The sequence below is a fragment of the Bacillus sp. ZY-1-1 genome (assembly GCF_003047165.1).
GTDB lineage: Bacteria > Bacillota > Bacilli > Bacillales > Bacillaceae > Bacillus > Bacillus velezensis.
Genome location: NZ_CP027061.1, coordinates 2,835,536 through 2,861,306 on the forward strand (window position 1 = coordinate 2,835,536; position 25,771 = coordinate 2,861,306).

27 protein-coding genes and 1 riboswitch are annotated in these 25,771 nt (G+C 49.3%); of the genes, 14 read left to right on the forward strand and 13 right to left on the reverse strand.

Translation table 11 applies throughout. The features are described 5' to 3' along the window. Positions 1–51: 51 nt before the first annotated feature. From C5I45_RS14040 to C5I45_RS14050, 3 genes are all read right to left on the reverse strand, one after another. On the reverse strand, positions 52–1,701 hold the full coding sequence (locus tag C5I45_RS14040; RefSeq protein ID WP_107994452.1) for a methyl-accepting chemotaxis protein: 1,650 nt from the start codon (positions 1,699–1,701) through the stop codon (positions 52–54). Beyond that, positions 1,698–2,675, reverse strand: coding sequence for a BMP family lipoprotein (locus tag C5I45_RS14045; RefSeq protein ID WP_107994453.1), 978 nt, complete (start codon positions 2,673–2,675; stop codon positions 1,698–1,700). The genes C5I45_RS14040 and C5I45_RS14045 overlap by 4 nt, the downstream gene beginning before the upstream one ends. 170 nt (positions 2,676–2,845) lie before the next feature. Beyond that, positions 2,846–3,742: a CvfB family protein gene (locus tag C5I45_RS14050; RefSeq protein ID WP_169539338.1), complete on the reverse strand. Its 897-nt coding sequence runs from the start codon at positions 3,740–3,742 to the stop codon at positions 2,846–2,848. Between the two features lie 99 nt (positions 3,743–3,841). Here C5I45_RS14050 and C5I45_RS14055 point away from each other — a divergent pair, with 99 nt between their 5' ends. From C5I45_RS14055 to C5I45_RS14080, 5 genes are all read left to right on the forward strand, one after another. Then, positions 3,842–4,333 carry a YajQ family cyclic di-GMP-binding protein gene (locus C5I45_RS14055; RefSeq protein ID WP_003155112.1) on the forward strand — a complete coding sequence of 164 codons (492 nt, stop codon included), beginning with the start codon at positions 3,842–3,844 and terminating at the stop codon, positions 4,331–4,333. A gap of 100 nt (positions 4,334–4,433) precedes the next feature. Continuing rightward, positions 4,434–4,556, forward strand: a riboswitch (SAM riboswitch). A gap of 89 nt (positions 4,557–4,645) precedes the next feature. Further along, on the forward strand, positions 4,646–6,487 hold the full coding sequence (locus C5I45_RS14060) for a bifunctional homocysteine S-methyltransferase/methylenetetrahydrofolate reductase (RefSeq protein ID WP_107994454.1): 1,842 nt from the start codon (positions 4,646–4,648) through the stop codon (positions 6,485–6,487). Positions 6,488–6,569: 82 nt separating this feature from the next. Further along, complete coding sequence (locus C5I45_RS14065) at positions 6,570–7,010, forward strand: GNAT family N-acetyltransferase (RefSeq protein WP_007409151.1); 441 nt, start codon at positions 6,570–6,572, stop codon at positions 7,008–7,010. A 234-nt stretch (positions 7,011–7,244) separates the two neighbouring features. Next, positions 7,245–7,871, forward strand: coding sequence for a pentapeptide repeat-containing protein (locus C5I45_RS14070; RefSeq protein ID WP_014304763.1), 627 nt, complete (start codon positions 7,245–7,247; stop codon positions 7,869–7,871). A 172-nt stretch (positions 7,872–8,043) separates the two neighbouring features. Beyond that, positions 8,044–8,538: a DinB family protein gene (locus C5I45_RS14080; protein ID WP_003155117.1), complete on the forward strand. Its 495-nt coding sequence runs from the start codon at positions 8,044–8,046 to the stop codon at positions 8,536–8,538. A gap of 45 nt (positions 8,539–8,583) precedes the next feature. Here the strand turns inward: C5I45_RS14080 and iolG are convergent, their stop codons facing one another. From iolG to C5I45_RS14095, 3 genes are all read right to left on the reverse strand, one after another. Beyond that, complete coding sequence (gene iolG / locus C5I45_RS14085; RefSeq protein WP_107994455.1) at positions 8,584–9,615, reverse strand: scyllo-inositol 2-dehydrogenase; 1,032 nt, start codon at positions 9,613–9,615, stop codon at positions 8,584–8,586. A 224-nt stretch (positions 9,616–9,839) separates the two neighbouring features. Continuing rightward, the gene (locus C5I45_RS14090) at positions 9,840–10,865 is read right to left on the reverse strand and encodes a LacI family DNA-binding transcriptional regulator (RefSeq protein WP_107994456.1); all 1,026 of its coding nucleotides are present in this window, start codon (positions 10,863–10,865) and stop codon (positions 9,840–9,842) included. Between the two features lie 35 nt (positions 10,866–10,900). Then, positions 10,901–11,764: an AraC family transcriptional regulator gene (locus C5I45_RS14095; protein ID WP_003155120.1), complete on the reverse strand. Its 864-nt coding sequence runs from the start codon at positions 11,762–11,764 to the stop codon at positions 10,901–10,903. A 122-nt stretch (positions 11,765–11,886) separates the two neighbouring features. On the opposite strand from C5I45_RS14095, the gene C5I45_RS14100 reads away from it, so the two are divergent. Beyond that, positions 11,887–13,254, forward strand: a complete 1,368-nt coding sequence (locus C5I45_RS14100) for an MATE family efflux transporter (RefSeq protein WP_003155121.1) — start codon at positions 11,887–11,889, stop codon at positions 13,252–13,254. Positions 13,255–13,289: 35 nt separating this feature from the next. Here the strand turns inward: C5I45_RS14100 and C5I45_RS14105 are convergent, their stop codons facing one another. Together C5I45_RS14105 and asnB are read right to left on the reverse strand one after the other, a co-directional pair. Continuing rightward, positions 13,290–14,030, reverse strand: a complete 741-nt coding sequence (locus tag C5I45_RS14105) for a squalene/phytoene synthase family protein (RefSeq protein ID WP_107994457.1) — start codon at positions 14,028–14,030, stop codon at positions 13,290–13,292. 85 nt (positions 14,031–14,115) lie between these two features. Next, a complete protein-coding gene (asnB, locus tag C5I45_RS14110) occupies positions 14,116–15,957 on the reverse strand; it encodes an asparagine synthase (glutamine-hydrolyzing) (protein WP_003155123.1) in 1,842 nt (613 codons plus the stop codon). Between the two features lie 127 nt (positions 15,958–16,084). Between asnB and C5I45_RS14115 the strand changes: the two genes are divergently transcribed. Then, entirely contained in the window at positions 16,085–16,675 is a 591-nt protein-coding gene (locus C5I45_RS14115) for a DUF2777 family protein (protein ID WP_107994458.1), read from the forward strand. Between the two features lie 241 nt (positions 16,676–16,916). On the opposite strand, the gene C5I45_RS14125 is transcribed toward C5I45_RS14115, so the two are convergent. Together C5I45_RS14125 and C5I45_RS14130 are read right to left on the reverse strand one after the other, a co-directional pair. Next, positions 16,917–17,273 carry a YisL family protein gene (locus C5I45_RS14125; protein ID WP_003155128.1) on the reverse strand — a complete coding sequence of 119 codons (357 nt, stop codon included), beginning with the start codon at positions 17,271–17,273 and terminating at the stop codon, positions 16,917–16,919. Positions 17,274–17,366: 93 nt separating this feature from the next. Continuing rightward, positions 17,367–18,272 carry a fumarylacetoacetate hydrolase family protein gene (locus C5I45_RS14130; RefSeq protein WP_107994459.1) on the reverse strand — a complete coding sequence of 302 codons (906 nt, stop codon included), beginning with the start codon at positions 18,270–18,272 and terminating at the stop codon, positions 17,367–17,369. A 215-nt stretch (positions 18,273–18,487) separates the two neighbouring features. Here C5I45_RS14130 and C5I45_RS14135 point away from each other — a divergent pair, with 215 nt between their 5' ends. The 7 genes from C5I45_RS14135 to C5I45_RS14165 all read left to right on the forward strand — a co-directional run bounded on the left by C5I45_RS14135 (position 18,488) and on the right by C5I45_RS14165 (position 20,837). Next, a complete protein-coding gene (locus C5I45_RS14135) occupies positions 18,488–18,697 on the forward strand; it encodes an aspartyl-phosphate phosphatase Spo0E family protein (protein WP_003155132.1) in 210 nt (69 codons plus the stop codon). 190 nt (positions 18,698–18,887) lie between these two features. After that, a complete protein-coding gene (locus C5I45_RS14140; protein WP_003155135.1) occupies positions 18,888–19,109 on the forward strand; it encodes a spore germination protein in 222 nt (73 codons plus the stop codon). A 12-nt stretch (positions 19,110–19,121) separates the two neighbouring features. Next, positions 19,122–19,358 carry a spore germination protein GerPB gene (locus C5I45_RS14145; RefSeq protein WP_003155138.1) on the forward strand — a complete coding sequence of 79 codons (237 nt, stop codon included), beginning with the start codon at positions 19,122–19,124 and terminating at the stop codon, positions 19,356–19,358. 35 nt (positions 19,359–19,393) lie between these two features. Next, positions 19,394–20,011: a spore germination protein GerPC gene (locus C5I45_RS14150; RefSeq protein ID WP_003155139.1), complete on the forward strand. Its 618-nt coding sequence runs from the start codon at positions 19,394–19,396 to the stop codon at positions 20,009–20,011. Further along, entirely contained in the window at positions 20,008–20,184 is a 177-nt protein-coding gene (locus C5I45_RS14155; RefSeq protein WP_003155141.1) for a hypothetical protein, read from the forward strand. Before C5I45_RS14150 ends, C5I45_RS14155 begins: the two co-directional genes overlap by 4 nt. After that, the gene (locus C5I45_RS14160; RefSeq protein ID WP_003155142.1) at positions 20,184–20,579 is read left to right on the forward strand and encodes a spore germination protein GerPE; all 396 of its coding nucleotides are present in this window, start codon (positions 20,184–20,186) and stop codon (positions 20,577–20,579) included. The genes C5I45_RS14155 and C5I45_RS14160 overlap by 1 nt, the downstream gene beginning before the upstream one ends. A gap of 39 nt (positions 20,580–20,618) precedes the next feature. Continuing rightward, entirely contained in the window at positions 20,619–20,837 is a 219-nt protein-coding gene (locus tag C5I45_RS14165) for a spore germination protein (protein ID WP_003155143.1), read from the forward strand. Positions 20,838–20,880: 43 nt separating this feature from the next. Here the strand turns inward: C5I45_RS14165 and C5I45_RS14170 are convergent, their stop codons facing one another. The 3 genes from C5I45_RS14170 to sbcD are packed head-to-tail and all read right to left on the reverse strand — an operon-like array spanning position 20,881 to position 25,751. After that, a complete protein-coding gene (locus C5I45_RS14170; RefSeq protein ID WP_003155144.1) occupies positions 20,881–21,174 on the reverse strand; it encodes a hypothetical protein in 294 nt (97 codons plus the stop codon). A gap of 15 nt (positions 21,175–21,189) precedes the next feature. Next, positions 21,190–24,582 carry an exonuclease subunit SbcC gene (gene sbcC, locus C5I45_RS14175; protein ID WP_107994460.1) on the reverse strand — a complete coding sequence of 1,131 codons (3,393 nt, stop codon included), beginning with the start codon at positions 24,580–24,582 and terminating at the stop codon, positions 21,190–21,192. Then, entirely contained in the window at positions 24,579–25,751 is a 1,173-nt protein-coding gene (sbcD, locus tag C5I45_RS14180) for an exonuclease subunit SbcD (protein ID WP_107994461.1), read from the reverse strand. The genes sbcC and sbcD overlap by 4 nt, the downstream gene beginning before the upstream one ends. Between the last annotated feature and the right edge of the window lie 20 nt (positions 25,752–25,771).

Consider the following 25,771-nt stretch of genomic DNA (forward strand, 5'->3'; position numbering starts at 1 on the left):
AGCCCTCTTGTCTTAGAAGAAAGAGGGCTGTTTTTTGCGCACGGATGTCTGTTACAAAGTAAACCGGCGGACCTGATCGTTAAACCGCTCTGTCAGGCTCACCAGATTATTGACGCTTTCCGCCATTTTATGAAAAGAAGACAGCTGCTCAAGCGCGGAGGCAGAAATCTCTTCGCTTCCTGCAGCCGTTTCCTGAACGACAGCGCTGATGCTTTCGGCATGATGCAGCACTTGCTCACCAAGCTGTTTCGATTCGATGATCCGTCCGTCCAATTGAGTAAGCTCCGCCTTAATATGGGCGGCTTTTTGTTCAATATGGGCGAATGATTCTGACGTTTTCTCCATCAGCTCCTGCTGTCTGTCCGCTAAAGCGACGCCGGTCGTGACAGCTCCGGTAATAGATGTGATGCCGTCTTCAATTTGCTTTACCATATCGAAAATCTGCGCGGTCGCTTTGGCTGATCCGTCTGCGAGCTTCCGTATCTCCTCGGCAACGACGGCAAATCCTTTTCCGGCCTCGCCTGCTCTGGCCGCCTCGATTGCGGCGTTTAAGGACAGCAGATTGGTCTGGCCCGCAATGTCGGAAACGGTCTGCGCCATCATACTGATGCCTGCCGCATGCTCTATGAAGAGATCGGCGGCTTCGGAAATCTCTTTTGATGTCTCATTGCTTTTATCAATGGCTTGCTTGGTCTCGGCTAAAGCACCTCGCCCCGCAGCCACCGCAGCAATCGTCTCTTCGCTGCTTCTCGTCGTTTGTTTTGAACGTTCGGCGTTCGCCTTTGAATGTTCATCCATTTGTTCAATGAATTGCACCGCATGCTGCAGATCTTCTGAAATGGTTTGGGAGCCTTGCGCCATTTCTTCCGTCGATACGGACACCTGCTCGGTCATGTCCTTCAGCGTCTGGTTTTCCTTCGTCAAACCTTCCGCAAAAGTCTCGACTTCACGGCCGACCTCTCCGATCGCCTGAATTAAGGTGCGGAGCTGTTCAGCCATCATTCCGAATGAGTCATTCAGCTCTTTCAGTTCGTCCTTCCCTTTATAATCAAGCATTTCAACGGCAAGGTTCCCCGCTGCAATACGACGGGCATTTTCAGCCATGCGGCGGATCGGCCCTGCAATTCTCTTCGTCAGCCTGATGGAAGATATGACGGTGACAGCAAGTATCACGATGGTCAGCACGGCTGCGCTGTAAACGATAAACTGAATCTGGTCAGCCGTCTGCTTCTGCATGTCTTCATAGTGATCCCGGCTTTTCAGATTCAGCATATAAATATCATTCAGAAGACCGTTGATGCGGGCCGCCGTCCTTGTCGCTTCAGCCGGGCTTTTCGAATCAAGAGCAGCGTCCGCCTCCGCCTGCCACGATTCGTATTTTTTGGCGAGTTTGTCATAAGCGGCTTTGTCCGCATCGTCCGTCATCGTTTTTTTGAGCGCCGCCAGTTTGTCTGAGCTGCTTTTCATATAGCTTCGTACATCTTCTCTCTGGGCGTCTGCGAGCGTATAGGAATAACCGGTTATGCTTTCTTTTAACGTATTAAGGTCGGCTTTTGCTTCCTGGACGTTTAACAGCGCGTCCACTTCATCTTCATTTGAAGCCTGAATCTTCATCATGTTTACGATGGTAAAGCCGATGACGGCGGCGAAGCAAATCATCGTAACGGCTGCGTTAACGAGCAGCCTTGTCCGTAATGTCACTTCCGATCGCCTCCTTTTTCAATCAGACTGTTTTTCATATCCGTGATCTTTTTCGTCAGCCCGCCTGCGTTTTTGACAACTCTGATCTTGGCTAAGTCCATGCCGTTTTCCTTCAGTCCGTAAACGATCTCACCGCTTTTGATCTCCTTGTTGTCTTTTAAATCTTTCGCCAATTCATAGATGACATGGTCGACGTTTTTCACTAAAGAAGAGATAACGGCGTGCTCGGCGGTGTAATATTGATCGCTGTCAACACCGATGGCGTATACTTTTCGCGCCTCCGCTTCTTTCAGTGCGCCGACACCCGTGAAGCCGGCCGCCGTAAACAGGACATCGGCTTTTTTTCGGATCATGTTTTTGGCGATGCGCTTCCCGAGCTTATCATCATCAAACGTACCGCTGATTTCCGACAGCACGCGGATGTTCGGTTTGACTGATTCCGCGCCTTTCAGATAGCCTTTCTTAAACCGTTTAATGACGTCGGCATCTGAACCGCCGATAAATCCGATCGTGCCGGTTTTGCTCGTCATAGCCGCGAGCGCTCCGGCTAAGAAGCTTCCTTCATCCTCTTTAAACGTGACGGAGGTGACATTATCCAGGTCTGATACAGAATCAATCAGCACAAACCGCTGCTTCGGATATTTTTTGGCGACCTTTTCTAAATCCGCCTGCATGCTGTAACCGAGCCCCACAACAAGATCATTGCCTTCCCGGACAAGCTGGGTCAGTCCTTTTTCGTACGTACCGGTGTCTTTTATTTCTCTGTAATCAAATGTGATGCCGAGCTCGTCTCTTGCTTTCATCAAACCTTGAAAGCCTGAATCATTAAATGATTGGTCGCCGAGGCCGTTGTCTGTCAGCATGATGCCGATTGTTTTCGTTTTTTCAGCCGCCGCCCCCTCGGATTTGCCGGCACATCCCGCCGTGCTGAGCGCAAGCAGCAGTACAGCCGCAAATATCGCCATTTTTCTCATTGAAACTCTCCTTTTGTTTTTTTCTATAGTTATATATCGGTTCGGATGTCAGAATATTTTATTTCAATAAAATATGTATGTTCGGCAGGGTGATAAACAAATGAGGGCATAGAAGCTTTTGAGAAAATAAAAAACACCGGTTTTGGTTCACCGATGTTTTTGCAGAAAATTTATTGTTTTTCGTATGTCCAGCCGTCTTTCTGATACACTTTGCCGTTTTTCATCAGGTGCCCGAGCGCCCGCTTAAAGGCGGCTTTGCTTAAATGAAACCGTTCGCGGATATCGTCAGGATCGCTTTTGTCTCCGTAAGGCATCGCGCCGTTTCTTGATCTCAGATAGGTCAGAATCTCCTCCGCGTCAACCGAAAGCGCATCCTGCTTTCTCGGCAGCAGGGACATGTTGACGGAGCCGTCTTCCTTCACCTCGATGACACGCCCCGTCACGCGGCTGCCGAGTCTCGGCTCTTCTTTTCTTTCTGAAGGGTGAATAAACGCGCGGATGCCTTCATCGGTAATCAGAAAAGAGCCTGATGCGATCAGTCTGTACACCGTGCCTGTCAGGTCTTTATTCATGACGTCTTCCTCTGCATCCGTAAATAATTCACTGATGATATCCTCAGGCGCCGGCTTGGCAAACATGCGTCCGCGGCTTGTCACCTTCAGCATGCAATACAGTCTGTCGCCTTTTTGCGGCCAGACGGATTTGTACGGAGGCAGGTGCTCCGTTGCGACGAGCGCGTCTTTTGACAGACCGACGTCGACGAATACGCCCATATCCTCCACAGCGTCCGTCACTTCCACCCATCCGTAGTCATAAAAGCTGATGAGCGGCTTTTTCATCGTCGCCGCGAGTCTTTCCTGATGATCGACGTAAATAAATACGTCCACTTCATCTCTGTCTTCAATATCCTCTGTAATTTCACTGTTATGTAAAAGAACCGTATCCTCGCCGTCGGTTAAAAAATAACCGAAATCGGTTTGGTGATCTATACTAAGCGTGAGCTGCTGCCCTGGTCTCATGTTATCGTCCTTCCTGATTCGCCCGTATGGGGCTGATGTTTTTCTCATTTTTTCCAATATGCATAAATTCATGCTTTATGCAGTTGGACATTTCTCTTTATTCTACTATAATCAACTCATAAGTGAAATGTTATAGGAGGTTTTCTCATGGCAAAAGAAAGTTCTTTTGATATTGTATCCAAAGTTGAATTTCCCGAAGTGCAGAATGCGATTCAGATGACGCTGAAAGAAATCGGCACGCGCTATGACTTTAAAGGATCTAAAAGCGATGTAACTTTAGAAAAGGAAGAACTTGTCCTGATTTCTGATGACGAGTTTAAACTGAATCAGCTCAAAGATGTGCTGAGCGGCAAGCTGATCAAACGGGACGTGCCGACGAAAAACATTGAATACGGCAAAATCGAAAATGCCTCAGGGGGCACGGTGCGCCAGCGCGCGAAGCTTGTACAGGGCATTGATAAAGACAGCGCCAAAAAAATCAACGCGGTGATTAAAAACTCCGGCTTGAAGGTCAAGTCGCAGATTCAGGACGACCAAGTGCGCGTCACCGGAAAAAATAAAGATGATCTGCAGCAGATTATTGCAGCCGTCCGCGGGGCAGACCTGCCGATTGACGTTCAATTTATTAATTTTAGATAAATTATGTGATTCCTATTGATTATTGTCTCTATTTTCGGTAAATTTGGAGAAAGGGATTTTCACAGTTAAGTTTTGGAAACCCATGACAATTACATGAACGTTCTTATCAAGAGAAGCCGAGGGACTGGCCCGACGACGCTTCAGCAACCGGTGTAATGGTTTAACCCAAACCATGACCAAGGTGCTAAATCCAGCAAGCTAAAAACAGCTTGGAAGATAAGAAGAGAGACAAATGATTACAAAGTCTTCTTCTTAAGAAGACTTTTTTTATTTCTCTTTTTTCCTTGCTGAATGCGACGAAGGAGGCAAACAATGGGACTATTACAAGACTTAAAAGAACGGATTTTAATCGGGGACGGCGCGATGGGCACTCTCCTCTATTCCTACGGCATTGACAGATGTTTTGAGGAACTGAACGTATCAAAGCCCGAGGAAATCAAGCGGATACATAAGGCTTACGTCGAAGCCGGGGCAGACATCATCCAGACAAATACGTACGGCGCGAATTTTATTAAGCTCTCAAGATACGGACTTGAGGATGAAACGAAAAAAATCAATCAGGAGGCGGTCAGAATCGCGCGCGCTTCCTCAGACGGCGCTTATGTATTGGGAACGATGGGCGGCATCCGCACATTTAACAAAAACGCCTACAGCCTGGAGGAGATTAAACGCAGCTTTCGGGAGCAGCTTTATTTATTGCTTTACGAAGAGCCGGACGGTCTGCTCCTGGAAACATACTATGATTTAGAAGAGGCGCGCGAAGTGCTGAAGATAGCGAGAAAAGAAACGGAACTTCCGATTATGCTGAATGTATCCATGCACGAACAGGGCGTGCTGCAGGACGGAACGCCGCTTCGGGAAGCCCTCAGGTCAATTGCCGATCTCGGCGCTGACATAACGGGAATCAATTGCCGGCTCGGCCCGTACCACATGATTGAAGCGCTCACCGAAGTGCCGATATTCCGTGACGCTTATTTATCGGTCTATCCGAACAGCAGCCTCCCGTCTTTAGAAGAAGGCCGGCTTGTTTATGATACGGACGATGCCTATTTCCGGGAGAGCGCCGTACAGTTCCGCACTCAGGGCGCGCGCATTATCGGCGGCTGCTGCGGTACGACGCCAAACCATATCAGAGCCATGGCTGAAGCGGTCTGCGGACTTTCTCCCGTCACTGATAAAGAAGTGAAAATCAGACGTGAAGAAGAAGTCATCTCCGTCCGGAATGAACGGACCGAGCCGGGTTTAAACGAAATCGCCGCTCAAAAACGGTCAATTATCGTAGAGCTTGATCCGCCGAAAAAATTGAATTTTGACAAATTTCTGCAAGCGGCGGCTGAATTAAAAGAAACCGGCATAGAAGCGCTGACGCTCGCCGACAATTCATTGGCGACACCGCGGATCAGCAATGCCGCCTGCGGTTCATTGCTGAAAGAACGCCTTGATATCCGTTCTCTCGTTCACATTACATGCAGAGACCGCAACATCATCGGCCTTCAGTCACATTTAATGGGGCTGGATACGCTCGGGCTCACCGACATTTTAGCCATCACGGGCGATCCTTCAAAAATCGGCGACTTTCCGGGGGCTACCTCCGTCTATGATTTAACGTCCTTTGACTTGATCAGGCTGATTAAACAATTCAACGAAGGCATTTCTTTATCAGGGAAACCGCTCGGCAAGAAAACGAACTTTTCCGTAGCCGGAGCATTTAATCCGAATGTCCGCCATCTTGATAAAGCGGTAAAACGGCTGGAGAAAAAAATCGAGTGCGGAGCTGACTACTTCGTGTCCCAGCCTGTCTACTCGGAGCAGCAGCTCATTGACATTCATCATGAAACGAAACATCTCAAAACACCGGTGTATATCGGAATTATGCCGTTAACGAGCAGCCGCAACGCAGAGTTTATTCATCATGAAATCCCGGGCATTAAGCTGTCAGACAGCATCCGGGAAAAAATGGCGCTCGCCGGCGAAGACAAGCAAAAGCAGAAAACCGAAGGCCTCGCCATCGCCAAGTCGCTTCTCGACACGGCGTGCGAACTGTTTAACGGAATTTATTTAATCACCCCGTTTCTCCGTTCTGATTTGACATCAGAACTTGCAGCTTATATTAAGCAAAAGGATGAAAAGCGGGCTGATGTATATTTGCATTGACGCGGAAGAGGCCGCCTGATACGACAGGCGGCTTTTTCATGGTACGATACAGAAAAAGAATCAAGCAAAGGAGGATTTTTTCATGGTTGAAGTAAAACCCATCACCGCAGAAGACACATACGCGATCAGACACAGCGTGCTGCGCCCCCATCAGACGATTGAGGATTGTAAATATGATCAGGACAGCGTCAAAGGAGCATTTCATCTCGGAGGTTTTTACGACGGGACATTGATCAGCATCGCTTCTTTCTACCCACAGAACCAGCAGGCTTTACAGGCGGCGCCCGCCTACCAGCTGCGCGGCATGGCAACGCTTGAAGAATACCGGACGCAAAAAGCGGGAAGCACGTTAATCGCCTATGCGGAACGAAAACTGGCAGATATGGGGGCGGCGCTTGTCTGGTGCAACGCCAGATGCCACGTGAAGGGATATTACGAAAAGCTCGGCTGGAAAAGCACGGGCAGCCCCTTTGACATACCCGGCATCGGCCCGCATGTGATCATGTATAAAGAACTCGCCTGAAACAGACAAAAGCCCTTGGCATCCCTTATAAGGGCTTTGTTTTGTTATCTTTCGGCGTGCCGGATGAGTTCAAACGAAATGAAGCTTTTATAAGCGCCGCTATTGACGCGATCCCGCTTTGATATTACCCTTTGTTCAGTAAGCAACACGCAATTCGGCAAGGGTGGGCAGGGGCGAAAACGATATCTGCCAATTGCCGATTTCAGCTATTATGTTTAGAAAAGGGAGTATGAGATGAATACGATCCAAAAACCGAAAATCCCGAAAGAATTGCCGGTGCTTTCTTTCACTGAAGCGCTTCAGGATGAGGAGCTCAAAGAAGTCATCATTGAAAACGGCATCGTAAACGGCAAACTGGACGGCCTGCGCGCCGAAAAAGTCATTTTCAGAAACACCGTTTTTACGGATGTCTCTTTCAGACATATGGAATGTACGGATGTCCTGTTTGACAAATGTGATGTCTCAAACGCTGATTTCAGCGGAAGCATCATCCATAGAACGGCGTTTCAGCATTCAAAACTTCTCGGCTTGAATCTGGCGGATTCCGCCATGCGTCATGTACGGTTTGAAGACTGCCTCGCAAATTACAGCTCCTTCAGCTATTCCAATATGAAGCATGTCCGTTTTGACTCGTGCGGCCTTTCAGAAAGTGAGTGGAATGATGCTGTTCTTGAATACACAGATCTTGACGTCTGTGATTTGAACGGCGCAAACTTCATCGGCACGTCTCTTTTTAATATGGATATCAGCACGTGCACATTTGATCATCTGCACGTCTCGCTTGATAAGCTGAAAGGATGCCGCATCTCTCCGTCTCATGCCGTTACATTCGCAGAAGCGCTCGGCGCCATCGTGACGTAATCTTTTATTAAACGAAACCGCGGATACAGGCGGCCGGCTCCTCGGCATCCTGAATCAATGCTCGGCATTGGTGATGTGGGGTGCTGCTTTTTATTTTGCGGCGCTTTTGTTTCGATAAAAGGAATTCGGCCAGGCCATGTTGAATGTACCGGAAGGAAAAGGGGGAATTGGAATGTCAGACATTTTAAAGCTGTATCACTACCACAGATGGGCAAATGAGCAAGTTATTCAGCATCTGAAGACCCTGCCCGCGGCAAGCTTACAGCAGGAACTGGATAGTGTTTTTCCGACTTTGAACGCCGTGCTTGTGCATATATGCCGGGCTGATTACATTTGGCTTCACGTGCTTTACGGAGAAACTTACGAACAAATCGTCTCGCAGTTTGATCAATTTGAAAAGCTTGACGGAGATTTTGAGGCGATTGAACATAGAATGACTGAACTGGACAAAGAATACAGCGAATTTTTAAGAGAAATGGAGAACACGAAAGGCCCGATCTCCATTTCTCATCCGCGCATGGGAACGCTCCGGACGACATATGCCGATGTGATCCGGCATATTGTGAATCACGGCACATACCATCGCGGCAATATAAGCGCGATGCTTCACCAAATGGGCTATAAAGGCGTGCCGACTGACTACATTTTTTTCTCATATGAATCATAAAAAAGCAAAGGCATGCCGGGCCTTTGCTTTTTTACTTCGAATCTATCATAATCCGGCATAGCCGGGGGCGCCCGGGGTAAGCTTTACAGGCCTTCCGGTTTTAAAAGATTCCGTCGCGGCGATCCCGATTTTTAAGTTAATCGCGGCATCGATGTCTGTCACAATCGGCGTTTCCCCTTTTTTCACACATTCGGCAAAGTGCTCAAGCTCCAGACGGTAAGCGTCTTTAAAGCGGGCTTGAAAATCCGGAATAATTTCGTAGCTGCTGCCTGACTCCGTTAAAATGGTGACATGGCTTTTCCGCAGCGTGCCGACTAAAATGCTTCCCTCCGTCCCGATAATTTCCGCGCGGATGTCATGGCCGTACGGAGAATTTCGGCTTGCCTCCACATCGCCGGCCGCGCCCGAATCAAACTCAAGATACGTTAATGCCTGATCGACATCGCCGCACTCCTCCATGAACGGGTGCTTTAAAATCCTCCCGTGCCCGCTGACAGACGTAACCTCGGCATTCATGAGATATCTCGCGATGTCGTAATCATGAATCGAGCAGTCAATGAAAAGCCCTCCGCTATGTTTGATAAATTCCGCGGGCGGTGCGCCTTGATCTCTTGTAAATCCTTTATAATAAATGGGTCTGCCGATTTCCCCGGCGTCGATTCTTCTTTTCGCGTCGGCGTATGCCGGATCAAACCGCCTCATAAAACCGACCTGGCAGATGACGTCCGTTTCTTCGATTTTTTTCATGACTTTTATCGATTCCTCAAGACTCAGGGTGAGCGGCTTTTCAACAAAGATGTGCTTGCCGTTTTCAGCCGCCTTCATGATCATTTCCGCATGTGTACTTGTCGGCGTGACAATGATGACGGCGTCAACCGTGAGATCTTCCAGCAGTTCATACGGATTCTCCGTCCATTTGGCGATTCCTAATTCTTTCGCACACGCTTCCGCCTTCCCCTTCATCGGGTCACAGACGGCCGCAAGCTCGGCTCCCCGCACTTCGCCGGCTAAATGCTTCGCATGAAAATACCCTAATCGTCCTAATCCCAGCACCGCACACCTGACTTGATCTGTCATCTATCACCGCTCCTTTTTCTTGAGGCCGCATGCCGTAATGGCGCAAGCGGTTTCTCTTATTAAACAGAAATCATTATTTTGAAAGCGCTTTATTTACAACTCAAGCTGTTTGCTTTCTTTGCTTGCAATCCGCAGTATTTGCGCAAGCGCTTTCTCAAAAGCTGTTTTAATTTTACAATGCTTTTCGCTCGTTTGACAATGTTTTTCACAGAAAAAAACGCGCCTTATCGCTGAGGGCGCGTTTTTACCGGTGCCGTAGAATGCCTGATGACGAGTTCCGGAGATAAAATGATTTTGCTTTTTGTTTTTTTCTTCCCTTGAATCTCATCAATGAGAAGTTCAACGACACGCCGCCCCATTTCGCGGATCGGCTGAGAAATCGTCGTGAGCGGCGGTGCCGTCATTTCAGCGAGAATGGTATTGTCAAAGCCGATGACGGACAAGTCTTCCGGCACCCGAATGCCCCGGGAGCGCGCCGCCTGTATCGCCGCACATGACAAGACATCATTAAAGGCGAAAACGGCGGTCGGAAGGTCTCTGTCAAACAGCTCGCCCGCTGCCTGTTTTCCGCTTTCCAGCGAATATTCCGTCGGTATGACCAGCGATTCATCTAGTGTCATCCCCGCTTCCCGCAGCGCTTTTTGAAAACCTTTGATTCTGTCTCTTTCACCCGTGGTCGAGCCGTTTCCGACGATACAGGCGATTCTTTCATGGCCTAAAGATATGAGATGCTCAGCCGCCGTATAGCCGCCGAGAAAGTCATCGATAATGACGACGTCCATCGGCGCGAGCGGTTTATCCTGCGTAATCATCGCAAGCGGGATGCCCGATTTCACAATATCATCAAGCGCCGTGACGCTGTCATCATGATCAAGTCCCGTCGCGAATATAATGCCGTCCGCCTGCTTCTGCCGCAGCATCGAAAAATACTTCGTTTCTTTTTCAGGCTGATAATCGGTGCTGCAGATAATGATATGAAACCCAAGTACACCGGCGCTGTCTTCAATGCTTTTCGCCAGTTCCCCGAAAAACGGGTTTGAAATGTCCGGGGTGATCAGGCCGATCATATTCGTCTTTTTGCCCGTCAAAGCGGATGCGTGAACATTCGGATGATAGTCCATCTCCTCCATGACACGGAGCACCATCCGGCGGGTTTTGTCACTGATCCTCCCCGTATTGTTGATGACCCGCGAGACGGTCGAGATGGAGACGCCCGCTTTTTCGGCCACGTCGTAAATTGTCATTTTCATGCTTACCGATCCCTCTTCTGTTCTCTGGTATTAGGTCAGTCCGTTTTCCGGCTTACGAATTTGCGGTATTCAAGCGGCGAAATGCCTTCAATCTGTTTAAACAGTTTGGAAAAATAGGTTGGGTCCTCCATGCCGATGGCGTCCGCGATCGCCCCCATTTTGTCATTGGTTGCGGACAAAAGACGTTTCGCCTCCGTCATTCTGACTTTGTTCGTATACTGGCCGGGCGTGACGCCGAGCACCTGCTGCATGCAGCGGGTCACGTAGTCTTGGTTGTAATGAAGAGCCGAAGAGAGCGCTTTGATGGTTGTTTTCTCCTGATAGTGCTCCTGCAGGTACCGGGCGGCCTCCCATGCGACTCTTTCCTTTGCGGACGGGATTTGGAACGCTTCTTTCTGAAGATGGAGCAGCAGCTCTTCAAACAGAATCTGCTTTCTGAGCGGCAGGTCGGAGTTCTCGGCGCTTTCATCTGTCAGCACACTGAATTGCCCGGCCATAAACTGCGGGCGTCTCACCTTCCCTTTTTGCGGCAGGGACAAGCGGTAGCGGGACGGCTCTTCAAAGCTCCCTTTTTTTCGCCTCAGCTCCGACCAGTTGTTCCCGGTGGTTTCCGTCACCTCATAATCCGCTCCTTCAAAATGAAGCCACGAATAGGATGTCGTTTCTTCACTGCCTTTTGTTCCGTAATGTTCAAGCCCGGGAGAAAGCAGAATATATTCTCCCGCTTCAACGGAAAAGGCGTTTTCGTCTTCTGTAATGTAGAGGACGCCTTCTTTCACATACAGCAGATCAAACACCGGGAAGACCCGTCTCACATGGGTTTCGCCTTTTTTGAACACTCCTTCTCCCGCAGCGATAAAGACCGGGAACGGAGGGACTGTGAACTCGAGAAAGGACATATTTCCGGCCCTCCTTTTTAAGTCGGATTTTTGCAAGAAGTTTCGTTTCTCTCCCTTTTTATTATAAGAAAATGGAGGTACACTTTTAAACGTTGATTTTTTCAGGAAAGGGGTTAAAAGAAATGAAACAAGCGATTTTAAAACGGGCTGCATTCAAACAATCCTCTGATCACAAACTCTCATTATACGCGCTGACTTGGCCGATATTTATTGAGGTTTCATTATATATGTTTATGGGAAACGCCGACACTCTTATGCTTAGCCAATACTCTGACAACAGTGTGGCGGCCGTGGGTGTCAGCAATCAGATTTTAAATTTAATTATCGTGATGTTCAGCTTTATCGCTACGGGTACGACAATTGTGATTTCACAGTTTTTAGGATCTAAACAGAAAAAAGAGGCGCAGGAAGTGGCTTATGTATCAATAGGAGCGAACTTTGTCATCAGTCTCGCCATCAGCGCCGCCATATTTTTTGCGGCCGTTCCGCTGCTTCATGTGATGGGTCTTTCCAATGAATTGATGCCGGATGCCAAAGTCTTTTTGCAGGTGGTCGGCGGGCTGTCCTTCATTCAGGCTTTGATTATGACGTTCAGCGCCATTTTAAAAAGCTACGGTCATACGAAGGATACGATGTTCGTTACGATCGGGATGAATATTTTAAATATTGCCGGAAACTTTCTTGTCATTTTCGGGCCGCTCGGCCTTCCGGTGTTAGGCGTCGCCGGTGTTGCGATGTCAACGTCCTTTGCGCGGATCATCGGGCTCATCGCGATGATTGTGATCGTCAAAAAACGCATCGGACTCGGTCTGACATGGCAAAAGATTTTTCACGTCCATAAAGAGCACTTGCGGAAACTCCTGAAAATCGGGATTCCGTCTGCCGGCGAACAGCTGTCTTATAACATTTCACAAATGGTTGTCACTTATTTTATCGCCATTATGGGCGCTCAGGCGCTTACAACAAAGGTTTATACACAAAACATCACCATGTTTATCCTGCTGTTCGGAACGGCGATCAGCCAGGGCACACAGATTTTGATCGGCAGATATATCGGCGCCAAACGGTTTGACGACGCTTATGACCGCTGCATGAAAAGTCTGTACTGGGCGCTTGGCATTGCCGCTTTGACATCCGTGATCATGACCTTGTTTTCAAAACAGCTGATCGGAATTTTCACAAGCAGTCCTGACATTATTGCGACGGCGAGCATGCTGATCGCCATGACGATCATTCTTGAGCCCGGCCGTTCATTTAATGTCATTATCATCAACTCGCTGCGGGCTGCCGGAGATGCAAAATTCCCCGTCTACATGGCGATGATTTCCATGTGGGGTATCGGACTGCCTCTCGCTTATCTGTTCGGCATCCATTTCGGATTGGGGCTTATGGGCATCTGGATTTCATTTATCGCGGATGAATGGGTCAGAGGCATTCTTATGTACAGAAGATGGCGGTCGCGGATTTGGATTCAAAAAGGGATTGCATAAACGCCCGGAGCTTCGTTAAGAAGCCGGGCGTTTTTTTATGCTTGCGAAAGCCGTTTTCTCATGTCACCGAGCTCTGACCGGTAATGTGCCAGCAAACCGGTAACGGCGGGCCTTGAGTATAACGGAAACAGCTCCAGCTCTTCAGACGCCTCCTCGAAATACGCCTCGGCCTCGAATGCGATGTACTCCCATACATTCATAAAAGCTTTGTTGACGGTACGGCTCTCCAGCTCTTCTTCCGTATAGCCGAATTGCTTCATCACCTGGCGCGGGAGACGCTTTTTCGCCAGCTCGTCCGTATGGACCCCCAGAAGCACCCGGGTCAGCTGAATGGCTGCTCCTAATGAAACGGCTGCATGGCGGAGTTTCTCTTGGTTCCGGCGCGCGCAAACCGGCAGCAGAAGCAGGCCGAGGGCTCCGCCTGTTTGGCCCGCGTACATCAGCAGGTCATCAAACTCTTGATACGTTACTTTTTCTCTGTCAGAGATGTGGCCGGCGATAAACTCACGCAACGGCTCTTCTTCAAGCGCAAATTGCTGCCGCACATCGGTGAGCGCCTCCCACAAAAAGCCGTCGGCGCGTGCCCCGTTCAGAAAGTCTTGTGCCGCCTGTTCAAATCCCCCAAGTTCCTGCACATCGAGCCGATCAGCTTCGTGAAACAAAGCAAGCACCGCCCATGCGGCCCGCCTGTTTTTTGGCGGCAGGGATGAGAAAGTCCGTTTATATAAAGGAAAGTGCGCCTCGGCAAGCTGGGCGCATGTTTCATATTCGGTCATGGTATCACTCCTCTGTTTTTTAGTGTACCATATGTTTCACAATAAAAAGACCGATATCCTTCAGCGGAAACCGGTCGCGGCACTGTTATTCTTCTATATCGATACGGTACGCCTCAAACCATGTATGGATCTGGGCAAGATGGGCGATCAGCTGCGGGCCTTTCATCAGCTGGCCGAACCACGGCACCTGAAAAGATGAACCTTCTGTCTCCAGCAGCATTTCCAGCTTCTTTCTGTCAAGCAGGGTGTGAAGCACGGAATCTTTCTGTTGCAAAATCGTTTTCAGCCATTCTGTGACCCCCTGCGTGTATTTCGGGTGATGCGTTTTCGGATAAGGGCTTTTTTTGCGGTACAAAATATCTTCAGGAAGCAGTCCTTCAAGCGCTTTCCGCAAAATGCCTTTTTCCCGGCTGCCATGCATTTTCATTTCCCAAGGAATATTCCAAACGTATTCCACAAGTCTGTGGTCGGCGAACGGCACCCGTACTTCAAGACTTGCGCCCATGCTCATGCGGTCTTTGCGGTCGAGCAGATTTGTCATAAACCAAAGCATATTTAAGTAGAACAGCTGCCGTCTCGCTTTATCTGTTCCCGTCTCACCGTCTAACAGCGGCGTTTCCGCAATGGTTTCTTCATATCTCGCATTCACGTATTCTCTAAGATTCAGCCGTTTTTGCCACTTTTCATCCAAGAGCGTGACCCTCTCCTCAGTCGACCTCATCCAAGGAAATCCGTCTTCTTCTGCCGCGGTGTGAAACCACGGATATCCGCCGAAAATTTCGTCCGCGCATTCTCCGGAAAGGCTCACGACAAAATCTTTTTTAATTTCCCGGCAGAACCATAATAGCGATGAATCAACATCAGCCATGCCCGGCAGGTCTCTGACGAGAACGGATTCCTCCAGATGTTCAACCAGCTGATCCTGCGTAATCACGCACTTATGATGCTGTGTGCCGAATGCATTTGTCATTTTATCGATCCACGGGCCGTCATCATTCGGCTGAAAGGCGCTCGCTTTAAAAAATTTGCTGTTCTCCTCATAATCAATTGAATAAGTATGAAGGGGATCTCTTCCTTGTTTCTCAAAATGAGCGGCGGCTATCGCGGTTATCGCGCTCGAATCAAGCCCCCCTGATAAAAACGTGCAAACCGGCACGTCAGATACGAGCTGGCGTGTCACTGCATCCTGAAATAAGTACCGAATGTGAGCGGCGGTTTCATCGAAGCTGTCTGTATGCTTTTCGCTCTTTACATTCCAATAACGCCATATGGACAAACCGTCCTTTGAGAAAGTGAACGCATGGGCGGGACGCACCTCGTGAATTCCTTTAAACACCCCGCAGCCCGGAGTTCTGGACGGCCCGAGTCCGAATACTTCCGCAAGTCCGCCGCTGTCTGTGCGTGCTTTCACATCAGGATGAGCAAGGATGGCTTTCAATTCCGACCCAAACAGAAAGGAAGAGCCGTGTTCTTTATAAAAAAACGGTTTGACGCCGAGCCGGTCTCTTGCCCCGAAGAGCCGCTTTCGCTTTTCATCCCAGATGGCAAAAGCGAAAATACCGTTCAAGCGGTCCACGCACTCCTCCCGCCACTCAATATAGCTGTGCAGCAGCACTTCTGTATCAGAGGTCCTCTCAAAACGGTGGCCCCTCGCCTGAAGCTCCTTCCGCAATTCCTCCGTGTTATACAGCTCGCCATTATAAATGATGGTGTACGTTTCCTCTTGATGCGTGCAGGCCATCGGCTGGCGGCCGCCTTCAATGTCAACGACCGAAAGTCTTTTATGTCCGAATAAAACATGGGGCTCTCCCCAGACGTTTGAATCATCAGGCCCTCGTTTTGAAAGAGTGTCTATCATATTGTTCATAATATGTTTCTCTTGGACGAGCTGCTTTTGAAAATCGACCCAACCCGCAATTCCACACATGTGATATCAGCTCCAATCCCGTTTCTGTCGGTTTCAAATTCGTTTCTATCAGCACTTTACCCAGTTTATGCAAAGAAACGCAGATAGTTGATTTGTCCCACTAAGAGTTGTATGAGACAAGCCCGATTTGGAAAGAACGGAAGAGAAGAAACAAACAAAGGAGACGGGCACGGTTATGAAACGAAAACAGCTTTTCTCAGAAAAAAACAAATGGGGGCGCGGCACACTGATGATAGAGGACGGCATCTGCCTCGTCGAAAACGATGAAGGCGATATCCTGCTTGCAGACAGTCTCGGAAACGCAGACGTATTGATGAAACGCGACGGCAGATGGCAGCCGGCACAGATTTGCGGCGGTTCGGCCGAAATCGGCGCAGACACCATCCCCCTGCTCGGCGGGGAAGAAATCCGTTATGAAAAGGCGGTCAAACGGCCGCTGTTAACCTTGCTCGATTCGCTGGACGATGAAACGTTTCTGCTGTTTCTCAGCCATCTGCACGGGTTCGGCCTGTCTGTATATGATTGCGTATTTTCCTATAATCAGGCACTGTTTTCCGGTGAAGGCGTTTCGTTTTATCACTTCTCGGCGGATGACGCACAATGCGCCCTGCAGCATCACCGCGGCAACTCGGGTAAACACGACAGATTTGAATGGACGGCATCTGACGGGCGGCGCTCCATTATGTATTCAGCGGCAAGACAAGACGGCACCGCGTAACAAACAGGCGGCACCTTTTAAATAGGTGCCGCCTGATGTATTCAGCTTTGTTTTTCACGCTGATTGACGGCCGGCGTTTGCTTTTACCCATCACAGCCGTAGCTTTTGCGGCAACAAGAGTGATTGACGCTTTTGGCATCCTGGACATCTCTTTCGCCTCATCAACACGGCATTTCTCATTCAGCGGCCCAGTTGCGCAACTAAAAAAACCCGGATGCATCCGGGTTTTTCAAGCGATTGATTAAAATACGTGAAAACCGATCGGCAAGTGAAGGCCGAGCAGCACCGTCAGGACGAGCACGATAATAAAACCGATCCACAGTCCGCCGGTTGATTTGCCTTTTTTCTTGCGGATGACGAGCATTTCCATCAGTCCGATGGTAATGATGCCGAGCAGCATTTTTCCGGCGTACTCTCCGTTCCAATTCGCAAAACGGACAAAAAGCTCAGCTCCGGTCAGAATAATAATAATGTAGAATAAGCGCAGAATCATATGCGTAATTTTTGCGCCCTTCGCTTTTCCGGCACCGTACAGCCCGTAGCTGACAAACACCAGGATAAGTGCAACGACCCATGAAGTAATATGCCAATGTGTCATTATGTTCAATTCCCCCTATCAGATCAATCTGCCTCACTTATGGTACCACAACAAGCCGCTCGGAGCATTATCAATCGTGCGAAAGACACACAATTATCCGATTTGGTTCGACAGCGTGCCGATCGGTTCAATTGTAATGTCAATGCGGTCCCCCGGCTTTAAAAATTTCGGCGGCTTAAACCCTTTTCCGACACCGGACGGCGTTCCCGTCGCTATAATGTCACCGGCTTCAAGCGTCATCCCTTTTGACAGCGTCTCGATTAATTCAGCTATCGGAAAAATCATGTCACCCGTTGATCCTGATTGGCGCAGTTCTCCGTTCACCCGCGTTTCAACTTTCAGGCTTTGCGGATCACTGACGGCCGACTTATGTACAATGACCGGGCCCATCGGGCATGTCGTATCGAGGCTTTTGCCGATAAAAAACTGTTTATGTTTTTTCTGCAGATCGCGCGCTGTGATATCATTTACAATTGTATAGCCGAATATATGATCAAGCGCATGTTCTTTGGAGATGTGCGATCCGCTTTTTGATATGATTACCGCAAGCTCCCCTTCATAATCAAGCTGCTCCGTTACGTCCAAGTGGCTGTTCACTGTTTCTCCGTGTCCTGTAACGGCAGCCGGGGCTTTCGTAAAAACCATGGGATGCTCCGGTATATCCGTCTCACTCCCCATTTCAACGGCATGATCACGATAATTTTTCCCGATGCAGATCACGTTCTTTGAAGGTCTCGGAATAGGCGCGCAAAGCTTTACGTCAGACAGCGCATACATAAATGAACCCGACTCGTCATTCGGTTTTTTCGCCCATTCCGCAAGCTGTCCGGCATGCGCGACGAACTTATCTCCTTTTTGAATGCACTCGATCAGCGAACCCGGAATCGTCTCAAGTTCAAACAATTTTTTTTCAGCCTTTTGCAGATCTAAGATTTTGTCATCATCAATAATCAGACCGACAAATTTTCGGCTGTTCAGTTCCCCTGTCGCAAATTTCATGTTAATCCCCCATCATTTTTAAATGGCATTCCTTTATGTATTCTTCCTCCGGACGGGAAATCCCTCTTTTAAACAGGCTGAAAATAAGTGTAAAAGAGTATCAAAAATTGTCACTTTTTTAGTCATATTGACGAAATAAAACCTTCTTGGCCAAAATGGGTTATACTATTATCATCCTATGTTTTCCAAAATAATCGAGAATTGGAGATCACACGATGAACAAAATTGAAGAAAAAAGATTAACTTTATTCGAGACAGCGCAAAAATTCGGAATCAATGCGACGGAGACCATCAGGTGCAGCCAGGAGCTGGACAGCCTTTTAAACGGGTGCCGGGGCGGGCTCATCCAACAAACGAAAGACAGCGGGCCGAACCCGGCCGCACAGATTCAGCACGGCCGCGAAAGAAAAGAGGCTTTCTCATAAACGTGATATGTATATAAATCTGTATCATTTATGTATAAGACCCGGCATGTGTAAAGTGCCGGTGTTTTTTACGTCTAAAGTTTTTTCCGCTCACAAAAATGTGCATTTGTCATAAGCTATTTTAGGCAGGCAGCCCAGATAAGCTCCTGGAGTGCAGTCATGAAAATCTTCACGAAAAGGATGTGCTCGTATGCCCGCAATTGTCGGAGCGTTTAAAATTAATGCCGTCGGTACGAGCGGAGTCGTTCATATAGGCGACTGCATCACCATTTCTCCAAAAGCAGAGGTTAAGACATTTGCCGGAGCGGGCAGCTTCAATACCGGAGACAATCTCACACTGACGAATTACAGGAATTCAACGAATGTGTACGATAATGATGTAATCGATCAGCCGATGGCAGGAAACGCATAAAGGAGGCGCCGTATGAATTTTTACGTCAATCAGTCGATCCATATCAATTACATGCGTGTAGAATCTGTCAGCAATTCCTCCATACTGCAAATCGGAAGCGCCGGTTCAATTAAATCTCTTTCCAATCTGTACAACACAGGGAGTTATGTTGAGCCGGCGCCGCCTGTCACCGCGGGGCAGCAGGCTGTAACAACAGGGGGAGGTCCCGGCACCTCATCATTTGTACCGCTCCAGCCGCCAAGCCGGTAGTTTTAATGAAGGAAACGAGACGCGAGGTGAATGTCATGTATGATCAATCCGTTTCATCCTACCTGCAGAATTTAAATTCTTTCGTCCAGCAGCAGGCGCAGCAGATTCAGGAGCTCGAACGGCAGCTGAAAGAATTCCAAAATGAAATTTCAACGCTGAAGCAGCAGCCTTCTACAAGAATCGATCGGCTCGAGTATAAATTTGATCAGCTGAAAATTGAACGGCTGGAAGGAACGCTGAATATCGGATTGAATCCGACTGATCCGAATGCCGTGCAAAACTTCGAAGTCGGCCAGACATCTCCGCAGGTCGGAATGATGCAGCAGGAACAGGCGGGCCAGCAAATGCAGCAAATCCGTCAAAACGTCGATATGTACCTGAATGAAGAAATCCCCGCGCTTTTAGAGCAGCTCGAAACTCAGTATGAGAGCAGGCTGGACGAAACGAACAAATATCATATTATTGAAGATATCAGAAAGCAGATGGACAGCCGGATTCAGTATTATCTGTCCCATGTCCCGAAAGAAGAAAATACGGCGCCCGCGCAATATGCCGAGCAGATTGCCGAACATGTGAAGCGTGATATTGTCAGGGCCGTCGAGCACTTTATTAAACACATACCTGGTGAAATGAAAGGTGATGATCCGTCATGATTTTTACAGTGATTAACCGGAATATTGAAGTCGGCGACATCCGGTCTACCGGTGTATCCAGTTCTTCCTTATTATTAATCGGCGACACCGATTCCGTCTATCTGTCTTCCATCTTTGACACGCCTCCGGAATCTCTTATTATCGGGCCTTATGTGCCGCTGGCGCCGGAATAATGTTAAAGCGCATTTCACGCCTCCGGAACGCCAAAATCAATTCAGTCGGGATTGCGAGTGTCTTTCAAGCAGGCGATACGAATGAAATCAATATGCGGATCAAAGTATTGGCCGATCAGCGCAGTCTTGCTGTATACAGAGATGATGAAGGCTCATTTAACAAAAAAGAGTACCAGATCTTTCGGCAGCCGGCCGTCATGCCGTTACCGGAAACGGGAGTCCAAAGCGCATTCTGCCATGAAAATCCTTCAATTCGGGTAAGGAATGTGAAAGTTCAAGGGGTATCGTCAGCGTCCGTGGTTCAAATCGGATCGACGTCGGTCGTTCTGGGAGATTCGCGGCTGAAACATATTAGGCAGATCTTCACGCCAAGCTCACAATCACAGCAGCCCTGACATATAATGACGGTGAGACTTCTATAAAGGGTGTCGTTTATGCCAGCAATTACCGGACCTATAGCTATCAATTCCATATCGGGCGGAGTCGTAAACTTTGGTGATTCCTTTTACCTTTCTCCAAAAAGCTCTTCTAAATCTGCGCTCGGTTCGGGAGCAGGCAATACCGGAGATTTCCTGTTATTAAACAACGTTGTCAATGCGACAAACTATATAGACCCCGATGTCAGCGATCAAAATGTGGTCGGAAACGCCTAAAAAGCAGCCGCTCTTTCAGAAGAGGGCTGCTTTTGGTTCAGCGTTATTTTCGTTCATTTGCTTTTTTTGTTTTTACAAGCTTTTCCGGCGGCTGTTTTCTGATCCATTTCACAAACCGCGCGAGTTTCGGGTCACGCCGCAGCTCTTCTATTCCCGCGAGCCTTGCCGCAAGCTCCTGATTCGTATAGAGCGCGTGAACCTGTTTATGACAAGGGATGCAGAGCATTGCGGTCGGAAGGAATGTCCCGCCTTCTTCCTTAGGCGTTAAGTGGTGCTCCGTCAGCCGCACATGATGGCGGCCGCATAATTCACATGTGCCCTCGGCAGAATCGGCCATAATTCCTTCTCCTTTCTACATGATCTCCAATGTGACCCGGGTGCCTTTCCCGCCCGGTTCGGACGGATGAACGATTAATTTTTTCGGCAGACGCGCTCTCAGCTCCTGCACATGGCTGATCACTCCGACGGATAAGTTGTCCGATTGCAGCTTTTCGAGCGCTGTGACAACGGTGTCTAAGAGCCCTTGGTCAAGAGTCCCGAATCCTTCATCTAAGAAAAAGAATTGCAGCGGGTATTGCCCCCGCAGCTGAATCTGGGCGGACAAGGCAAGCGCAAGCGACAACGATGTCAGAAACGTCTCCCCGCCGGAAAGGCTTGATACGGGCCGTTTGACGCCTCCGTTCGCGTCATCACGCATGACGAAACCGCCTTCTGAATCGACTAATATGGCATACCGCTGCCTTGTCAGCGCTCCGAGACGGGCAGAGGCGTCTCGAGCCACGCTTTCCAGCTGTTCTTCCGCTAAAAATTCGACGAATGTATTGCCTTTACATACAGACTGGAGCTTATCAAGCCTGTCAATCTGTGTCTGCCAGTTTTTCAGTTCGGCTTCAATCTCTTTAAAGCGCTTATGCTGTTTTTGCATAACCGCGTAGGCTTTTGCCTGTGCTCCTTTTTCCTCCATGGCGGCGCCTGACTCAGCCTCTGCCTGCTTCAGCAGAGAAACGGATGCTGTCCATTCTTCCTCCGATATCCGGCGCTCGGCTAATTTATCAGTAACACGGCTGATATTTGCCGATAGCTGTTTTGAGGTGTCCAGAAACTCATCAATTTCTTTTTTCATTTCCTCTGCACGCCCTTGTGGAAGCAGACTTTTTTTAACTTGGTCCGGTTCGGTAAACCCGGTGTCTTGTGACCTCACGCGCCAGTCGTTTTGCGCTTTCTCAAGAGAGGCCTCAGCATCCCTGAGTGACATGAGACTCCCTGATTCCCGGCCTTTTGCGTCATTCAGTGATTGCTGCGCCTGCTTCAGCGCATCGAATAGGGACTGTTCTTTTGATTTTAACAGCTGTAATTCCTGCCGCACCGCTTCAAGCTTTGCGGAAACTGATGTTTCTTCAGCTGCTGTTCCGAGCTCTTGTTCATATCCGTCAATCACCTGCTGCAGGCGCTCAGACGCATAGTGAAGCTCGAGCCGTTCCCGTTCAAGCCGATGCTTCATCTCCTGCAGGCGTTCTTTCTCCTCTTCATGTTCCTTGAGGAATGCGATGCTTGTTTCAATGCGCTTCTCACATTCTTCTGCCTGCCTGTCCTTCTCATCTATCGAAGCCTGCCAGGCGTCAATCCGGTTTGGCGGAATATCACCGCAGACTTCGTTGTACTGATTCAATCGGCTTTCTGACAGCGATTCAAGCTCTTCTAATGAATGTCTGAGACGGTCGGCTTCTTTTTCCTCGTAGCGGATTCGTTCGGCAAGCTGCTCAGCTTGTTTTACCGTCTGCTGATGCGCGCTGATCAGTCTTGTGACCTTCTCTTTTACCGACAGCATATCCTGTTTCATTTGTTTCCATTCCAAGCGGACGGCGCTGAACGCTTCATCAAGCGGGCGTCCGCTGATGGAAGAAGCGGCTTCCAGCTCCGGAACCCGGGCGCTTTGCAGAAACGGACATTCTTCGGTAAAACGCCCCGACTGTTCTTCTAATGCAACCTTGGCTGTCAGCACTTCCTGAGAAAGAGCCGCCGCCTCAGAAAGCAGTGCTTCCACCTGCTGCAAATGTTCCTGCACAGCGGTATCAGGCGAGAATGTTTCATGAGCGGAACGCGGGCGGTCATGCTGCGTCGAGCCGCATACAGGACAAGGCTTTCCTTCGATCAGTTTTTCCGATAATTCTTTTGTTAATGCAGCCGTTCTCGCTTCCTCTGAGCGCCTGCGGAGATCGGCTTGCGTTTTTTCAGCCCGTTCGGCTGCGGCTTTCAGTGAACGTTCCGTTTCACAGACCATATGGTAAACGGTTTGCAGCGTTTGATAAGCGCGCGTAATGTCTTCCTCTTCCGTTTTCGCTTTCGCTGTGAGCGACTCGCTTTCTCCGTTGAGCTTCTCCACGTTTTTCAGCTGCGTTGTCAGATTGGCCCGCTCTTTCGTGATTTGTTCCTGTGTCTGCTGAAAGCCCGCCGCCAGCTGTGCTGCGGTCTGGCATTTTTTCCGTTCATCGGCGGTCACTTGAACTGCTTTCAGCTCTTCTTTCAGCTCATTCTGCCTGTTTTGGCCGCGGGTCAGGCGGTCTTTCACTGCGGCCAGCTGTTTCGAGGCGGCTTCGTATTCTTCCTCTTTTTTGCTGTGCTCCGCATTTGTTTTTTCCGCTTCTTTTTTCGCTTCAAGCAGTTTTTGTTCAATGGCTGAAAGTCTTTGATACAGCTCTTCTTCCTTGACAAGTTTCGGCTCCTGTTCGGCCTTATGGGCGCGCCATGCTTCATAGGCTTCATTTTGCCGGGTAAATGAAACGGTTTCCGCCTCTGATTTCCGTTTGGCCAGTTCGTGTTCCTGTTCGGCGCGCTGCTTCCGGCGGACGGCTTCGGTGCAGCGGTCTGCGTACGGCTCAAGGGCGAGAGCTGTTTCCGCCTCTTTAAGACGCTCAGTCAAATCCGTGATGTACGGGCGTCTTTCCTCAAGCTTTTTCTCCCGGCGCTCATATTCATCTCTTTCTGTCTGCAAGTTCCAAATTTCCTGGTGATTTTCAAAACGCTCTTTTGCCCGGACCCGTTTCTTCTCAGCTGCTTCAAGCCGTTCGTTCGCTTCGTGAAACTGCTGTTCAGCCTGCTTCAGCGCATCTTCTCCTGCGTCTCCGAGGCCGGATTGTTCGGCCAGCATTTCATTTTTTTTCGCTGCCGCTTCCTGCGCCCGCCGCCGCAATTTTTTGACAAGCCTGTCCCCGTACTGTTCCAGATTAAACAGGCGCTGGAGCATATGTCTTCTTTCCGCGCCTTTAAGCGACAGAAACTCGGCAAACTTTCCTTGCGGCAGAACGACGGCTCTTGTAAAGTCGTCAATGGTCAGGCCAAGAAGCTCCTCTACCTTTTTGTTCACTTCATTCGCTTTATCGGCCAGCACCGTTTGTTCGTCTTTGATTTCAATCAGCCGGCAGAGGGCGGTTTTTACTTTCGTTTCATCCGTTCTCTTAAAAACGCGCTCGACCTTGTAGGAAACCCGGTGGCCGGATTGAAGCGCGAATGTAAATGAGACGGCAAGCTGATCTTCGGCATGATTCAGAATGCCGTGCGTATTATTTGCGGCGCGCTCCACTTTTCCGTATAAAGCGAGTGTAATGGCATCAAGGATCGACGATTTTCCGCTTCCGGTCGGCCCGAAAATCCCGAACACCCCGGCTCCTGACAGTCCGGCAAAATCAATGGTCTGTTCCTCCCTGAAGCTGTGGAGCCCTTTTATCGTTAACAGAATCGGCTTCATGTCGCATCCTCCTCATCATCTGCTGACGCAAGCTCTAAAAACAGCTTGACCATCTCCTCATCCGGCACGCCGCCGCCCGTTTGTTTTTCATAAAACTTCTTAAATCGATCCTCAATTGATGTGTGTTTCACTTCAATCCGGTCATTTTCGGTCTCTTTTTCTTCAAAAACCGGCCTGATATGGATAAAGCCGGGATGCGCCTTTCTCAGCCGATGAATTTCCTCGAGAGAAAGCTGATCCGTCAAATGGATATCAAGATCGATCCAGGCATTCCGGTCACGCCCTTCATCAAGCCAGCCGTGAACCTCGCTCAGCCCCTGCGCTTTCCATTTGACGAGCGGTTTACCGGAAGACAGGAAAATCTCTTCCCACTTCGCTTCTCCGCCGGGCTTCGCTTCTACCACTGTCACCGATTTGGCATAACCGGCTTCAGAAAAGCTGTATGCGAGCGGAGAGCCTGAATAACGGGCAGCCGTCTTGGCGCGCTTGATCGTTTGCGGACGGTGGAGATGGCCGAGAGCCACGTAAGCCGCATCAGCCGGCAGGCTGTCAGCGGCGACCGTGTAAGCGCCCCCGACTTCAATCGGACGCTCTGAATCGGTCTGATTTCCCCCCGCGACATAAATGTGGCTCGCCGCGATTTTCACGGCATCGTTCCGGCACAGTCCGCACATGTGAGCAAACGCCTCTCTGATTTTCACATCGTAATGATCGCGAAGAAGCTTTTCCTCAAACGTATCAGAAAGCACTTCGTTTAATCTCGCCTCTGACGGATATGCCAGCGCGGCTACGGCTAACAGCTCGTCCGCCGACGGCACCTCAATATGGACGGGTTCTGTCTGCGGATAGCCGATTAAATGAATGCCGCGCTCATTTGTTAACGGAGAAGCCGCCGCCAGCCTGTCGGGATTGTCATGGTTTCCGGCAATGACGACAACCGGGCGTTTTCCGCCGTCAGAAAGCGCGGAAAGACTTTCGTAATACAATTGTTCAGCGAGCGCAGGCGGGTTGACCGTATCGAATACATCCCCCGCCATAATGACCGCATCAATGTTTTCTTCCTTGACAATGGTATTCAGCTCTTCCAGCACTTCGGCCTGCTCGCTCAGCCGGCTTCTGCCTTCCAGCGTTTTGCCGAGGTGCCAGTCAGCTGTATGTAAAATGCGCATACCGCATTCACCTCACTTTT

Bases quoted from the DNA above. Each gene is read 5' to 3' on its own strand.
- C5I45_RS14045 (WP_107994453.1), bottom strand. From the start codon at position 2,675: ATGAGAAAAATGGCGATATTTGCGGCTGTACTGCTGCTTGCGCTCAGC.
- C5I45_RS14050 (WP_169539338.1), bottom strand. From the start codon at position 3,742: ATGAGAAAAACATCAGCCCCATACGGGCGAATCAGGAAGGACGATAAC.
- C5I45_RS14055 (WP_003155112.1), top strand. From the start codon at position 3,842: ATGGCAAAAGAAAGTTCTTTTGATATTGTATCCAAAGTTGAATTTCCC.
- C5I45_RS14060 (WP_107994454.1), top strand. From the start codon at position 4,646: ATGGGACTATTACAAGACTTAAAAGAACGGATTTTAATCGGGGACGGC.
- C5I45_RS14065 (WP_007409151.1), top strand. From the start codon at position 6,570: ATGGTTGAAGTAAAACCCATCACCGCAGAAGACACATACGCGATCAGA.
- C5I45_RS14070 (WP_014304763.1), top strand. From the start codon at position 7,245: ATGAATACGATCCAAAAACCGAAAATCCCGAAAGAATTGCCGGTGCTT.
- C5I45_RS14080 (WP_003155117.1), top strand. From the start codon at position 8,044: ATGTCAGACATTTTAAAGCTGTATCACTACCACAGATGGGCAAATGAG.
- iolG (WP_107994455.1), bottom strand. From the start codon at position 9,615: ATGACAGATCAAGTCAGGTGTGCGGTGCTGGGATTAGGACGATTAGGG.
- C5I45_RS14090 (WP_107994456.1), bottom strand. From the start codon at position 10,865: ATGAAAATGACAATTTACGACGTGGCCGAAAAAGCGGGCGTCTCCATC.
- C5I45_RS14095 (WP_003155120.1), bottom strand. From the start codon at position 11,764: ATGTCCTTTCTCGAGTTCACAGTCCCTCCGTTCCCGGTCTTTATCGCT.
- C5I45_RS14100 (WP_003155121.1), top strand. From the start codon at position 11,887: ATGAAACAAGCGATTTTAAAACGGGCTGCATTCAAACAATCCTCTGAT.
- C5I45_RS14105 (WP_107994457.1), bottom strand. From the start codon at position 14,030: ATGACCGAATATGAAACATGCGCCCAGCTTGCCGAGGCGCACTTTCCT.
- asnB (WP_003155123.1), bottom strand. From the start codon at position 15,957: ATGTGTGGAATTGCGGGTTGGGTCGATTTTCAAAAGCAGCTCGTCCAA.
- C5I45_RS14125 (WP_003155128.1), bottom strand. From the start codon at position 17,273: ATGACACATTGGCATATTACTTCATGGGTCGTTGCACTTATCCTGGTG.
- C5I45_RS14130 (WP_107994459.1), bottom strand. From the start codon at position 18,272: ATGAAATTTGCGACAGGGGAACTGAACAGCCGAAAATTTGTCGGTCTG.
- C5I45_RS14135 (WP_003155132.1), top strand. From the start codon at position 18,488: ATGAACAAAATTGAAGAAAAAAGATTAACTTTATTCGAGACAGCGCAA.
- C5I45_RS14140 (WP_003155135.1), top strand. From the start codon at position 18,888: ATGCCCGCAATTGTCGGAGCGTTTAAAATTAATGCCGTCGGTACGAGC.
- C5I45_RS14145 (WP_003155138.1), top strand. From the start codon at position 19,122: ATGAATTTTTACGTCAATCAGTCGATCCATATCAATTACATGCGTGTA.
- C5I45_RS14150 (WP_003155139.1), top strand. From the start codon at position 19,394: ATGTATGATCAATCCGTTTCATCCTACCTGCAGAATTTAAATTCTTTC.
- C5I45_RS14155 (WP_003155141.1), top strand. From the start codon at position 20,008: ATGATTTTTACAGTGATTAACCGGAATATTGAAGTCGGCGACATCCGG.
- C5I45_RS14160 (WP_003155142.1), top strand. From the start codon at position 20,184: ATGTTAAAGCGCATTTCACGCCTCCGGAACGCCAAAATCAATTCAGTC.
- C5I45_RS14165 (WP_003155143.1), top strand. From the start codon at position 20,619: ATGCCAGCAATTACCGGACCTATAGCTATCAATTCCATATCGGGCGGA.
- C5I45_RS14170 (WP_003155144.1), bottom strand. From the start codon at position 21,174: ATGGCCGATTCTGCCGAGGGCACATGTGAATTATGCGGCCGCCATCAT.
- sbcC (WP_107994460.1), bottom strand. From the start codon at position 24,582: ATGAAGCCGATTCTGTTAACGATAAAAGGGCTCCACAGCTTCAGGGAG.
- sbcD (WP_107994461.1), bottom strand. From the start codon at position 25,751: ATGCGCATTTTACATACAGCTGACTGGCACCTCGGCAAAACGCTGGAA.